The sequence below is a fragment of the Paenibacillus sp. MMS20-IR301 genome (genome assembly GCF_032302195.1).
Lineage (GTDB): Bacteria > Bacillota > Bacilli > Paenibacillales > Paenibacillaceae > Paenibacillus_AQ.
Genome location: NZ_CP135275.1, coordinates 888,322 through 901,641 on the forward strand (window position 1 = coordinate 888,322; position 13,320 = coordinate 901,641).

14 protein-coding genes are annotated in these 13,320 nt (G+C 54.4%); 12 read left to right on the forward strand and 2 right to left on the reverse strand.

All coding sequences use genetic code 11. The features are described 5' to 3' along the window. Positions 1–75: 75 nt before the first annotated feature. From spoIIM to LOS79_RS03720, 8 genes are all read left to right on the forward strand, one after another. On the forward strand, positions 76–711 hold the full coding sequence (spoIIM, locus tag LOS79_RS03685) for a stage II sporulation protein M (protein WP_315416371.1): 636 nt from the start codon (positions 76–78) through the stop codon (positions 709–711). A 177-nt stretch (positions 712–888) separates the two neighbouring features. Further along, the gene (locus LOS79_RS03690) at positions 889–1,356 is read left to right on the forward strand and encodes a ferric iron uptake transcriptional regulator (RefSeq protein WP_315416372.1); all 468 of its coding nucleotides are present in this window, start codon (positions 889–891) and stop codon (positions 1,354–1,356) included. Between the two features lie 231 nt (positions 1,357–1,587). After that, positions 1,588–1,821: a DUF4227 family protein gene (locus LOS79_RS03695; RefSeq protein WP_315416374.1), complete on the forward strand. Its 234-nt coding sequence runs from the start codon at positions 1,588–1,590 to the stop codon at positions 1,819–1,821. Positions 1,822–1,962: 141 nt separating this feature from the next. Then, positions 1,963–2,856 carry a site-specific tyrosine recombinase XerD gene (gene xerD, locus LOS79_RS03700; RefSeq protein WP_315416376.1) on the forward strand — a complete coding sequence of 298 codons (894 nt, stop codon included), beginning with the start codon at positions 1,963–1,965 and terminating at the stop codon, positions 2,854–2,856. A gap of 158 nt (positions 2,857–3,014) precedes the next feature. After that, positions 3,015–4,193: a phosphopentomutase gene (gene deoB, locus LOS79_RS03705; protein WP_315416377.1), complete on the forward strand. Its 1,179-nt coding sequence runs from the start codon at positions 3,015–3,017 to the stop codon at positions 4,191–4,193. Positions 4,194–4,257: 64 nt separating this feature from the next. Continuing rightward, positions 4,258–5,082 (forward strand): purine-nucleoside phosphorylase, encoded by an 825-nt coding sequence (locus tag LOS79_RS03710; RefSeq protein ID WP_315416378.1) that lies wholly within the window; start codon positions 4,258–4,260, stop codon positions 5,080–5,082. A 56-nt stretch (positions 5,083–5,138) separates the two neighbouring features. Further along, complete coding sequence (locus tag LOS79_RS03715) at positions 5,139–5,999, forward strand: purine-nucleoside phosphorylase (protein WP_315416379.1); 861 nt, start codon at positions 5,139–5,141, stop codon at positions 5,997–5,999. Next, a complete protein-coding gene (locus tag LOS79_RS03720) occupies positions 5,999–7,330 on the forward strand; it encodes a pyrimidine-nucleoside phosphorylase (RefSeq protein WP_315416380.1) in 1,332 nt (443 codons plus the stop codon). Before LOS79_RS03715 ends, LOS79_RS03720 begins: the two co-directional genes overlap by 1 nt. Positions 7,331–7,405: 75 nt before the next feature. Here the strand turns inward: LOS79_RS03720 and LOS79_RS03725 are convergent, their stop codons facing one another. Continuing rightward, positions 7,406–8,140, reverse strand: coding sequence for a GNAT family N-acetyltransferase (locus LOS79_RS03725; RefSeq protein WP_315421965.1), 735 nt, complete (start codon positions 8,138–8,140; stop codon positions 7,406–7,408). A 2-nt stretch (positions 8,141–8,142) separates the two neighbouring features. Then, complete coding sequence (locus LOS79_RS03730) at positions 8,143–9,216, reverse strand: serine hydrolase domain-containing protein (RefSeq protein ID WP_315416382.1); 1,074 nt, start codon at positions 9,214–9,216, stop codon at positions 8,143–8,145. 241 nt (positions 9,217–9,457) lie between these two features. On the opposite strand from LOS79_RS03730, the gene LOS79_RS03735 reads away from it, so the two are divergent. The 4 genes from LOS79_RS03735 to LOS79_RS03750 all read left to right on the forward strand — a co-directional run bounded on the left by LOS79_RS03735 (position 9,458) and on the right by LOS79_RS03750 (position 12,985). Continuing rightward, complete coding sequence (locus LOS79_RS03735) at positions 9,458–10,411, forward strand: DUF1177 domain-containing protein (RefSeq protein WP_315416384.1); 954 nt, start codon at positions 9,458–9,460, stop codon at positions 10,409–10,411. Positions 10,412–10,521: 110 nt separating this feature from the next. After that, positions 10,522–11,190 carry an AroM family protein gene (locus LOS79_RS03740; RefSeq protein WP_315421967.1) on the forward strand — a complete coding sequence of 223 codons (669 nt, stop codon included), beginning with the start codon at positions 10,522–10,524 and terminating at the stop codon, positions 11,188–11,190. Positions 11,191–11,208: 18 nt separating this feature from the next. Further along, positions 11,209–12,153, forward strand: a complete 945-nt coding sequence (locus LOS79_RS03745) for an aminopeptidase (protein WP_315416386.1) — start codon at positions 11,209–11,211, stop codon at positions 12,151–12,153. 148 nt (positions 12,154–12,301) lie between these two features. Continuing rightward, positions 12,302–12,985 (forward strand): aspartate/glutamate racemase family protein, encoded by a 684-nt coding sequence (locus tag LOS79_RS03750; RefSeq protein ID WP_315416387.1) that lies wholly within the window; start codon positions 12,302–12,304, stop codon positions 12,983–12,985. Positions 12,986–13,320: the final 335 nt, after the last annotated feature.

The window sequence follows — 13,320 nt, forward strand, 5'->3', positions numbered from 1 at the left end:
AACTTCCAAGGACAAGTCATAGTATGGGACATTCCTTCATATGGTGTAACATGTGACCGGAAAGGAGCATGTCCCATGCGCAGTTTAAGGCTGATGATGAAGGAGCAGACGCCTCTTTATATTTTTGTCGCGGTATTATTTCTGGTGGGGGTCGTCTTCGGCGCGCTTATTGTCAGTGCACTGACGCTGGATCAGCAGCAGGAGCTGGGGGATTATCTGGGCAATTTCTTCATGACCATCGACCAGCAGGGGCTGCCGGCAGCTGAGGACTCCTACTGGAGCATCGCCGCCTTCAATCTGAAATGGATCGGGTTGATCTGGATTCTGGGCCTGTCTGTAATCGGCCTCCCGGGAATTCTGATCCTGGATTTCCTCAAAGGCGTGCTGATCGGCTTCACCGTCGGCTGTCTTGTCAGCCAGTATTCCTGGCACGGGATGCTGTTTGCCCTGGTGTCCGTTGCCCCGCATAATCTGGTGCTGATTCCGGTGCTGCTCGTCTGCAGCGCAGCTGCGATAGCCTTCTCTCTCCTGATGATCCGCAGCCGGGTGCTGAGCCAGCAGCGGCGGACTACGGTGACCCGGCCTTTTCTCATGTATACGTTACTGTCTTTCGGGATGGCGCTGCTGGTTATGGGAATCTCCGGGTTTGAAGCTTGGGTGACGCCGGCGATGATGCGGTGGGTGACGCCTTTGCTGGTAGGAAATGCTTGACTGGCAAGAATTCAGACCTTCAAATACTATAAACCGATCGTAAAACTGGCTATTCGGCCTTTTGGATTCACTTTGTACAGCCCGCTAAAACCGTTTGACTTCTCAAACTATATCCCCCTATAATGGAAGAAGTGGCTTGAAGCCCGGTGCGGTAATTTTCCAAGGGGGAGGGAGACAATGGAAGCCCGGATAGACAAGATTAAGCAACAACTACAATCCCAAGGATACAAGCTTACACCTCAACGGGAAGCGACCTTAAGAGTTCTCCTGGAGAACGAGGATGATCACTTAAGCGCTGAAGATGTATTCATGCTGGTGAAAGAAAAGGCTCCCGAGATCGGTCTCGCTACCGTATATCGTACCCTGGAATTGCTCAGTGAGCTTCATGTTGTAGAGAAGATCAATTTCGGCGACGGTGTTGCCCGCTACGACCTGCGTACGGATACTGCGAAGCATCATCATCATCATCTGATTTGTGTACAATGCGGAACCATGGATGAGATTCGCGAGGATTGGCTGGGCCCGCTGGAAGAGCGGCTGGAGAAGGATTATAATTTTACGGTGCTTGATCATAGACTTGATTTTCACGGAATATGCCACCGCTGCAAGGAGAAGAATCCTCCGGAAGGCAATACTCCCGAATAAGCTTATATATGAAGAATTACCGCACAAGCTCTCCCCGGCTGAATGGCTGGAGGGGGCTTTTTAATAAGATAAGAATTTATATGTTTTGGGGTCCCCGCAAAGTACCTGAGTAATCCTCGAAGCCAAAGCCCCACTTTGTGGGGTTATTTTAATCTTCCGTATAGTACATAACCTCCCCCTCCGGCGCATAAAGTGAAGGACATGCCAAGAGAACTTTTAGGAGGGGTTCAGATGATTGTTTCTTTGCCCAAAACCGTGCGGAGGCTGTATTTCATGGCTTTGCTGGTTACGCTGAGCTGTGTGCTGTATTATGTTATGAGCTGGGTCAGTGTGTGGATTAGTCCGGCGCAGCAGGAGGATATACCGGAAGGCACAGCCGTCCGGGCGTTTTATGATGCCGGGGGTACGGATGAGGGTCTCAGTGCAGGGCAGCGTCTGCGTTTATATTATTGGTACGGGGAGTAAGCCCTCCTCCTTGCAGGAACAAACCGGAAGTCTGTCGAATCAATCTATAGCATATCAGGCAGAATTCACCGCTTTGATTGCTGCTGTATCTACTGCCGGGACTGCTTGAGGCAGCCTCCGGCATGACAGGAGCGTGAGCCCATGGAATCACACTTGGAGCCGTTTATACAGTATTTGTCCGGAGACAAAGGGTTGTCTTCCAGCACGCTTGAATCCTACGGAAGGGATGTCACGCAGTTTCTGGAGTTTATGGAGGAGCGCGGCACTGCCGGGCTGGAAGAGATGAACAGAACGCATATTATGCTCTATCTCGGGTCTTTGCGCGGAGCAGGCAAGGCTGCGGCAACGGTAAACCGGAATACGGTTTCGCTGCGGGCCTATTTTCATTTTTTGCTGAAGGAACGGCTGATCGGGCAAGACCCGACACTGGATATGGAGTCTATCAAGCCAAGCAAGAAACCGCCGATGATTCTTAGCATTGAAGAAATCGAGCGTCTGCTGGCTGTTCCGGATGAAGCTGCCCCCCAAGGAATGCGCGATAAAACGATGCTGGAGCTGCTCTATGCAACCGGCATCCGTGTAACCGAGCTGATCTCGCTGGACGTGCACGATGTGAATACAGAGCTGAGATTTGCCCGCTGCAGCGCAGCCTCCGGCAAGGAGCGGGTGGTGCCGATCGGGATGCTTGCGGCAGAATGTGTAGTCCGTTATATCTCCGGTATGAGGGACAAGCTGCTGCGGGGGAACCGGGAGGAGAAGGCGCTGTTCCTCAACAGTCTGGGCGGACGTCTGACCCGCCAGGGCTTTTGGAAGATTATTAAGAAGCATGCCCGGGAAGCCGGTATAGAGCAGGACATCACACCGCATACTTTAAGGCATTCCTTCGCTGCGCATCTGCTGGAAGGCGGGGCAGACCTGCGCTCGGTGCAGCAGATGCTGGGCCATTCCGATATTTCAACAACGCAGATCTATAGCGGGATTGCCCGCAGGAACATGAAGGAAGTCTATGAAAGCCATCATCCCCGGGCCAAATAAATGAAGCCTTCTCCGCCGAAAAGATGCTTTTTGTGAGTAAGAAAGTTATGATGGAATCATACTGTATGGATAGCTTCCGGGAGCGGGTCTCCCGGAGTTTCTTCCTGTTTAGGCAAGACCTTAAGAATATGCAAACTATTGAAGGAGTGAAGACGGCAATGTCCTCATTTAAACGCATCGGATTTATTGTTCTGGATAGTGTAGGTATCGGCGAAGCGCCGGATGCCGCTAATTTTGGAGATACGGGTTCCCATACACTGGGCCACATTCTGGAGCGGGTTCCCGGACTTAAGCTGCCTAATCTGCAGAAGCTGGGGCTGGCCAATATCGCTCCGCTGCCGCCGCTTGAACCGGTAGACGCACCAGCAGGCTATTACGGAAAAATGCAGGAGGTCTCTGTAGGCAAAGATACCATGACCGGCCACTGGGAGCTGATGGGGCTGAAGATCGAGGTGCCTTTTAATACTTATTTTGACGGATTCCCTGCAGAATTGATCGAGAAATTTGAAGCAGCCACCGGCCGCAAGGTCATCGGCAACAAGCCGGCATCCGGCACGGAGATTCTTGTAGAATACGGCGAAGAGCAGATGAAGACCGGGGCATGGATCGTGTATACTTCGGCAGACAGCGTATTCCAGCTGGCCGCACACGAAGATATCATTCCGCTGGACGAGCTGTATGCGGCCTGTGCAATTGCACGTGAGCTGACGATGGCTCCGGAATTCTCCGTAGGCCGTGTTATTGCCCGCCCTTATGTCGGGGAGCCTGGAAAATTCGTGCGTACGCCGAACCGTCATGACTATGCGGTGAAGCCGCCGGAGCCGACGGTGATGAATGCGCTTGAGGATATCGGTAAAGATGTGATTGCTGTAGGTAAAATCAATGATATTTTCACCGGTGAAGGGGTTACCGCTTCCTATCCGACGAAGAGCAACGAGCACGGCATCCAGATTACAATTGATGAGCTGCGCAAGCCGTTTGACGGCTTCCTGTTCACGAACCTCGTAGACTTTGATTCCCTTTACGGCCACCGCCGTGATCCTGAAGGCTATGGACGTGCGCTGGAAGTGTTCGATGAGGCGCTGCCGGAGCTGCTCTCCACGCTGGGTGAGGATGATCTGCTGATTATCTCTGCCGACCATGGTAACGACCCGATTCATGCCGGAACGGATCATACCCGCGAGTATGTGCCGCTGCTGGTCTACAGCCCAAGATTCAAGAATCCGGGCAGCCTCGGCATCCGCCAGACCTTCTCTGATGTAGCGGCGACAATCGCTGATAACTTTGGTGCGAAGGCTCCGCAGTACGGGACAAGCTTTTTGTCTGAATTAATATAAATAACTAGCTTTTTCATATTATTAAGATCAATCTGTACACACCCACCTCAAGGAGGAAACAACCATGACCGCCGTAACCCAAAACCATATTCAAGAAGCAGCAGTTTACATTAAAGATAAATGTACCGTAGCCCCTGAGATCGGGCTGATCCTCGGCTCCGGCCTCGGCGTACTGGCCGATCTGATTACGGATGAAGTAGTAATTCCTTACAACGAAATCCCGCATTTCCCGGTGTCCACGGTAGAAGGGCATGAAGGAGAGCTGCTGATCGGTATGATCGAAGGCCGCCGCGTGGTGATGATGAAGGGCCGCTTCCACATGTATGAAGGGTATGGCCCGGAGACGACCGCCTTCCCGGTACGTGTAATGAAGGAGCTTGGCGTAACCAGCCTGCTCGTAACCAATGCTGCCGGAGGGGTCAATACAGACTTTACTCCAGGCGATCTGATGCTGATTACCGATCATCTGAACCTGACCGGCCGCAACCCGCTGATCGGCCCGAATGATAACGCGCTGGGTGTACGGTTCCCGGATATGTCCACAGCTTACAGCCCGCGTCTGATTGCAGCCGCCAAAGAAGCTGCCGCAGCACTGAACTTCGAGTTCAAGGAAGGCGTATACGCCGGCCTGCTGGGACCGAACTATGAGACTCCGGCTGAAATCGTCATGCTGCGCCGCCAGGGAGCAGATGCTGTAGGGATGTCCACGGTCTCTGAGACGATTGTGGCCCGTCATGCCGGAATTGAAGTGCTGGGCATCTCCTGTATTACCAATATGGCCGCGGGCATTCTTGAACAGCCGCTGAACCATGCTGAGGTTATGGAAACAGCGGAGCGTGTGCGTGAGCACTTCCTGAAGCTGGTACTGGCTTTTATTCCGAAAATGTAGGATAAGCTCCAGGCACACGAATATTACATTATCTATAATTCCGGGAGGAACAACACATGACTCAAGCAACTGTCCCGTATGGCGCGCAGGTCAAAGAAGCCGCTGCATATATTCAGTCCCGATTAGGCTCTTATAAGCCGGGCATCGGGCTCATTCTCGGCTCCGGCCTTGGTGATCTGGGTGACCAGATCGAGGATGCTATCTACCTGCCCTACGAAGAAATCCCCCATTTCCCTCGATCCACAGTAGAAGGACATGCCGGACGGTTCGTCATCGGCAAGCTGGAAGGCAAGGATGTTATCATCATGCAGGGCCGTTTCCACTATTACGAAGGCTACGAGATGCGTAAGGTGGTGCTGCCGGTATACGCAATGGCTAAGCTGGGTGTAGGGACACTGGTGATCACCAATGCAGGCGGAGGGATGAACAAAGCCTTCAGCGCCGGCGATCTTATGCTGATTACCGACCATCTCAATTTGACCGGTGATAACCCGCTGATCGGACCGAATGATCCGGAGCTCGGAGTACGATTCCCGGATATGTCTAAGGCTTATGATCCTGAATATATTGCCCTGGCCAAGAAGCTGGCGTCTGGAATTAAGGGCGTGGACGGCAAAGCCCTTGTACTGCAAGAGGGGATCTATGCCGGTATCAGCGGTCCAACTTATGAAACTCCGGCTGAGCTGAATATGCTGGCGTACTATGGCGGCGATGCCGTCGGGATGTCTACGGTGCCTGAAGTAATCGTAGCCAGCCACAGCAGGCTGCGCGTACTCGGCATTACCTGTATCACCGATATGGCGGTCGGGGATGAGCTCGAGCCGCTGACCCATGAGCAGGTAGTCAAAGTGGCTAACCTGACCAAACCGAAATTTATCGGCCTGATCCGGGCCTTTGTCCGTGAGGTGGGGCTATAATGCGCGCTGTAGATCTGATTCAGAAGAAAAGAGACGGTGGAGAGCTGAGCCGTGAGGAAATTGCTTTCCTGATCCAAGGCTACAGCAGAGGCGAGATTCCGGATTACCAGATTTCTGCCTGGGCAATGGCCGTGTATTTCCGGGGCATGAATGCGCGGGAAACCGGCGATCTGACGATGGAAATGGCGATGTCCGGTGATCAGGTAGATCTTAGCCCGATTGCCGGGATTAAAGTAGACAAACATTCCACCGGCGGTGTAGGTGATAAGACAACCGTTGTCCTCGCACCGCTCGTCGCCGCAGCCGGAGTTCCGGTTGCCAAAATGTCCGGCCGCGGCCTCGGCCACACCGGCGGCACACTCGACAAGCTGGAGTCGATCACCGGGTTCTCCGTGGAGATGGACCGTGAACGCTTCTTCACGCAGGTGGGGGAGATCGGTGCAGCTGTTATCGGCCAGTCCGGCAACATCACGCCTGCTGACAAGAAGCTGTATGCGCTGCGCGACGTAACCGCCACCGTTGAATCGATTCCGCTGATTGCCAGCTCCGTGATGAGCAAGAAGATTGCTGCAGGGGCTGACGCTATCGTACTTGATGTGAAGACAGGCAGCGGCGCGTTCATGAAGACGCTGGAAGATTCCATTGCGCTGGCTCAGGCGATGGTCGATATCGGTACGCATCTTGGCCGTAACACAGTCGCTGTAATCAGCGACATGGACCAGCCGCTGGGCTTCGGCATCGGCAATGCGCTGGAGATCAAGGAAGGCATCGAGACGCTGCAGGGCCGCGGGCCGAAGGATCTGCAGGAGGTCTGCCTCATTCTGGGCAGCCAGATGCTGGTGCTCGGCGGCAAAGCGAAGGACGAGACGCAAGCCCGCGAGATGCTGCTGGCTCACATTGAGGACGGCAGCGCGCTGGAGAAGTTCAAGCAGATGGTATCCGCGCAAGGCGGCGACGCCACGCAGGTTGAGTCTCCGGATACCCTGCCGGCGGCGCAGAAATTCATCGAAGTGAAGGCTGCATCAGCGGGGTATGTCGAGAGCATTCAGGCAGAAGAGATCGGCGTAGCCGCGATGCTGCTTGGCGCCGGACGGGAGACGAAGGAATCCGTCATTGATCTGGCTGTCGGCATCCAGCTGGCGCTGAAGGTCGGCGATGCTGTCGCCGCAGGCGATACGCTGGCCGTACTGCATGTGAACGGTGCCAGCGAGAGCAAGGTGCAGGAAGCGGAAGCCAAAGTGCTGGAAGCTTACCGCATCTCCACGCAGCCGGTTCCGCCGCAGCCGCTCGTATTTGCACTGGTGACTAAAGATGGCGTGACCCGCTACTAAGCCATATCATGAACTGCCAAAAGCCGTACGGATCAGCAATCGCTGGCGTACGGTTTTTTTTTGTAAATATAGAATTTATTCTAGCCCTTCGAAATTGCAGCGCCAATCGGACACCCAGGCGGGAAAATACCCCAGCCGGTGCGCCACCCGCTGTGAAGCAATGTTACTGGCGATAACGTCATAGCTTGGTATTCCGCCGCACTCCAGTATTTCATAAGTCAGCCTGTTCACCAGATAACCGGCTAATCCCATGTTACGATATTGCGGCAGTACTTCTATACCAATCTGCCACAGCTTTGCACAGGTTTGGCTTGCTCCGGCCACACCGGCAATTTCCCCGTCCTGCATTGCAAGCATTGCGAGATCGGTCTGCCAGGGAAGCTCCGGATCATAAATAACAGCTTCATTGAATCTTGCGGCATCAAACAACCGGACTACCTCTTCACGCCGAATCAGTTCAAAAGTGAAAGAACCGGGCGGTGTAACTGGCTGCATTCTTATGATATCGGGCAGGAAGTGCAGGTAAAGTCCCCGGATAAACGGTAAGGAGAAAATAGCATCCCTGCTGTTGCCCTGCATCATAATTCTGGCAATCTGCAAACGTTCTGGTGTAGCTGAAACGATAATCGATTGTCCCATAGACAGGATTTCGAAATAACGTTCCTTCCTTGGAAAAGGTCTGCATCCCGGATTTTCTTTGGCTTCAACAAAAACAAGGCTGTCCCTGCCGCTGTTCAGGTCATCCACTGAGCAATTCAGGTCAAGTGCAAGCTGTGATTGCACATTGGCCAGCATTTCTTCATTTGTCATCCTCAAGGGTGATCATCCTCCTGCTGAAGCGGCAGATTCGCCTCAAGGACCTGCATCATCCTATAAGCCCCCCTGCTCCGGTTGCAGAGAGCGGTGAAGGTTACTCCGCTTGCCGGATAGACGGCCGACCGGAAGGAGACGCCGGGATCGGAACCCATGACATGATATTTTATCACCTTGCCATTACGGACCTGAATCCATACTCCATAGCCGTAGTAGCTGTCTTCATCCTCGCGGATATGAGGAGTCAGCAGCAGTTCTGTAGTCGCTGGCAGCAGCAGCGTATGCCAAAATAGCCCTATCCACAGCCGCTGCATATCTGCTGCCGTAACGAATGCGCCGCCGTCTGGACCGCCTACCACGGGAAGCGAATAGACATTGTTGATGGTTTCACCATGCTCATTCTCCGTGTAGCCAAGTGCGGTATTGGCCGGAAGGGCATCCTGGGCGAAATAACCGGAGTCCGTCATCCCGCACGGCCGGAAAATCTGCTGCTCCACATAATCCGTGAACTTCATTCCGCTTACTGCTTCGACAAGCAGACCGAGCATAATATACCCTGCGTTGTTATAGTGGAACCGCTCACCAGGCGTGAATTTCATCGGCAGTGCTGCAAACAGCGGGAGGAAATCGGCGGGCCGCCTCAGCGTATACATCGGAGTCTCCTTCCAGAGTGCCGCGAAATCATCCATAACCTCTTCGTCAAAATAATCCGGAATTCCCGAGCTGTGCGTGAGCAGCTGATGCACTGTAATCTCCGGACTGAATCTTGGAAACTCGTAATCTTGTAATACGGTAAGCACCTTGCTGTCAAAAGAAAGCTTACCCTGCTCCACCAGCTGGCAGACGGCTACCGCAGTGAACAATTTGCAGCCGGAAGCGATTCCGAAGCGGGTATTGAACTGGTTTAACCTTTCTTCTGCGAGGTTGGCATATCCGTAGGCTCTAGCCGTCAGCGCCTGTTCCTTCCGTGTTACTGATACTGCCCCGGAGAATCCCGTGCTCCGTGCTTCATTGTCGATGGCCTGATTGAGCTGCTCTTGCGCAGCTTGAGGCTCACGTTGTTCTGATTTCATATCTTCCCCTCATTTCAATTCTTGAATTGAATTTCTTCTGACTATCCGCCAATTTGGTAATTATAACCTATATTCAGCATTTTGAAAGGGAAAGAACGTACCTCCTGCGTAAGGTTTATCTGCGAAGGACAAGAAATAGAGCTCAGGTTTGGCAGAGCGGCACATTGTGGACGTTTTGATATTTAAGATAGTATAAATGCAAACATAACAATCATGAGCACACATCCGGGGAGGAATTATAATGGCACTACAGCAGACAATTACAGTCTTGAACGCACTGGACAGCGCTTATGTGAACGGTGAGCAGGTCAGGCAGCTTTTCGCAGAGTACTCTGCAGTTAACGTCGAGGTTCGAAAAGTAGAAGGCGAGAAAGGCAGCACAGAATTCGTTAAAATCACCATTCCGGGCAGTAAGGGCAAGCTTGGAGGCGGCAGTGCACCCACCTTCGGGATTGTCGGCCGGCTTGGCGGCATCGGGGCACGGCCCAGCCGGACCGGCATTGTGTCCGATGCGGACGGCGCAGTAGCGGCCATTGCATCAGCACTGAAGCTGGCTGACATGCAGACTAAGGGGGATGTGCTGACAGGGGATGTGCTGGTCACGACGCATATTTGCCCGGATGCTCCGACGCTGCCGCATGAGCCGGTTGATTTCATGGATTCCCCGGTTGATATTCTGCAGATGAATGAGCAGGAGGTGCTGCCGGAGATGGAGGCGATTCTGTCCATTGATACGACCAAAGGCAACCGTGTGGTGAATCATAAAGGCATTGCGATCTCGCCTACCGTCAAAGAAGGGTATATTCTGCGGGTCAGTGAAGATCTGCTGCGTATCAAGGAAATGACTACCGGACAGTTTCCCGTTACTTTTCCTGTGACGACTCAGGATATTACACCTTACGGCAACGGGCTGTATCATATCAACTCGATCCTTCAGCCTGCAGTTGCTACGGCTGCTCCGGTTGTAGGCCTGGCGATTACAGCCCAGTCTATGGTACCGGGGTGCGGAACGGGCGCAAGCCATGAGGTGGATATCGCTCAAGCGGTCCGGTTCGCTATTGAGACAGCCAAGGAAGTCACTCAAGGCACCTGCTCCTTCTATAACGAGGAGGAGTTCGCCCTGATCTCCGGATTGTACGGCTCCATGAAGGTGCTGCAGACCATGGGCAACCTGGCCTCAGTCGCCGGCTCATAATAGTACGGATACAAGACAGGCGCTGAGCTTCACTTCAGCGCCTGCTTATGATTAGAGGCGTGTATGCCTTTGTTTGGATGCAGCGCTGTAAACTGAGAGGAGGGCCTATGATGAGCCAGATTGGTTTGATTACCATTGGTCAAACCCCGAGAACCGATGTTGCACCGATTATCGAGCAGTACCTGGACGGCAAGGCTGAACTGGTACAGGCCGGCGTGCTGGACGGCTTCACGGCTGCTGAGATCATTGAACGTTTCAGTCCGGGTACTGGTGAGTATGTACTGACTACCCGTATGGCGGACGGTTCAGCGGCAGTAATCTCCCGGGAACGGATAAAGCCTGTTCTGCAGGAGAAAGTAGAGCTAATGGAAGCAGCCGGAATAAAGGTCATTTTACTGGCCTGTACCGGCGTATTTCCGGGGCTGCATGCAACTGCTGCCCATCTCATTGAGCCGGACCGGATTATTCCTCCGGTGGTACAGGCGATGCTGGGCGGGCGGCGTCTGGGGCTGATTGGTCCACTGCCTGAGCAGGAGAACAGCATGAATGAGAAATTTGCTGAAGCCGGTACCAGGCTGCCGTTTGCCGCTGCATCGCCGTACACCGGGACCGAAGCGGATTTCCGCGCGGCAGCCGGACGGCTGAGGGGGCAGGCGGATGTGATTGTACTTGACTGTATGGGCTATGTGGAGCAGCATAGACAATGGGCGGCATCCGCAGGGATTCCGGCTGTGCTCTCTAATGCCCTGATGGGCAAGCTGATAGCGGAAATGGTGTAATCAGGAGGAAGATGAACAATGAGTGAGCAAAGAATAGGAATCAGCATGAATGTTCTTAAGGACTGCCTGGGGCTTGGCAGCGGTGAGCTGCTGGCTGTAGTAGCCGACGACGACAAACGTGAGCTGGCCGAATCGGTCTATGAAGCAGGCAAGCGGCTGGGCGCGGAATCCATGCTGCTGATTATGCAGGCCCGGAGCAGGTCCGGTGAGGAGCCGCCGGCTCCAATTGCCGAAGCTATGGCAAAAGCGGATGTGGCGGTATGTATCACGACACATTCGATGACACATACGGCGGCGCGTAAGGGGGCAGCCGCTGCGGGAACCCGGGTGGCAACCATGCCGGGCATGACAGATGATATGTTCAGCCAAGGAGCGATTACTGCGGACTACCCGCAGGTCAAGGCGCTGACAGAGCAGGTGGCTGAGCTGTTGACTGCCGGACAGCAGGTGCGTATCGAGAAGGACGGATTAGCCTTGAGCTTCTCGATTGCCGGCCGGGATGGTGTACTGAGCACGGGATTATACCTGAATCCGGGTGAATCCGGTAACCTGCCGTCTGGTGAAGCGTATATCGCACCGCTGGAAGGTACAGCTGCCGGGCAGATTAAGGTGGACGGCTCCATCGCGGGCATCGGAGCACTGGGCAGCCCGCTGGTGCTGACAGTAGAGCAGGGACGCTTAACCGGTGCCGAGGGGGAAGGCGGAGAGAAGCTGCTGGACATGCTTGGCAGCGGTGACGGCAGGCTGCTGGGTGAGTTCGGCATCGGGACGAACAACAAGGCGAGAATTACAGGCGTGGTGCTGGAGGATGAGAAGGTATACGGGACGATCCATGTTGCATTTGGCAGCAATAATACCTTCGGCGGCGTAGTTGCAGCCGGTGTGCATATTGATGCCGTGGTCATGAAGCCGGATGTGTATATTGATGATAAGCTGATTATGCGTGCCGGTGAGCTGCTGTGAGCAGGACTGCCGAGCCGGATTAAGGCGGGGATCAGAAGAGAGTATGCTGGAGCAGGATATACAGACGCAGTTAGTCTGGGAAGAGAGTGAAGTAGGCTGAAGCGGGAGTTCTGCTGTTTGATCACAGCCTGAATCGGAGGAGATTAGAATGCTTGGAATCATACGGGTAATTACACTGCAGGACGAGCCTGCCGTCCATATGCACGGGGCACTGGTTGAACGCCGGTTCGGCCTGCCGGTCATCAGCCGCTGCATTCCGGATCAGCCCCGGGGCGTATTCAATGACGAGACCGAAGCGGAGTCGGTTCCGAAGATTATTGCACTTGCCCGGGAGCTGGAGCAGCAGGGCTGCACAGCCATTGGCATCAGCTGCGCCGCCGATCCGGCACTCAGGGAAGTAAGAGCTGCGGTGAAGGTTCCGGTGCTGGGAGCCGGCTCTTGTGCCGCCCATATGTCACTGGCTTACAGCGACAAAATCGGTGTACTCACGATTCTGACCGAGGTGCCGCTGCTGATCCGCAGCATTCTGGGAGAGGCTTATCTGGGTATGGATCGGCCGGACGGTGTCACAACTACGCTGGATCTGAATACGCCTGCCGGCCGGGCAGGCGCGCTTGCCGGTGCAGCCCGGCTGGTGGAGCGCGGTGCAGAGGCGATTGTACTGGCCTGTACCGGCTTTGCTACCATTGGCCTGGCTGCAGAGCTGGAGGAGAAGCTCGGCATCCGCGCGTTCGATCCGATCCTCTGCCTCGGGGCAGCAGCCGCTTCGGCGGCTTCCGTTCCGGTACAGCCACAGGGAGGGCCTGCCGCACGGCCCATATTGGAAGCTTAAGCAAGGTTAAAGCGTTCCTCGGACTTCGGGTCCGGGGGCGTTTTTTTGTGCAGCAAGCGGAAAGAGGGCAAATACGGGGAGGAGCGGAGTACGAGGCAGGAGAGCTGGAAAGGCGGGATGGGAAAAGAGTAAGGAGAGCTGGAATTGTGGGGTCGGAGAAGGAGAGGGAGAAGGAGAAGAATTAGATTGAAAGAAGGGAATTCCGGCGGGAAGAAGCGTAATAGGGCGATGAGTGCACAGGTGCACAAGTGCCCCTAATTCCGCCGAAATGAGGCGGGAGCGTGAAAATAGGAGCAGAAGTGCCCCTAATTCCGCCGAAACGGGGCGGAAGCGCC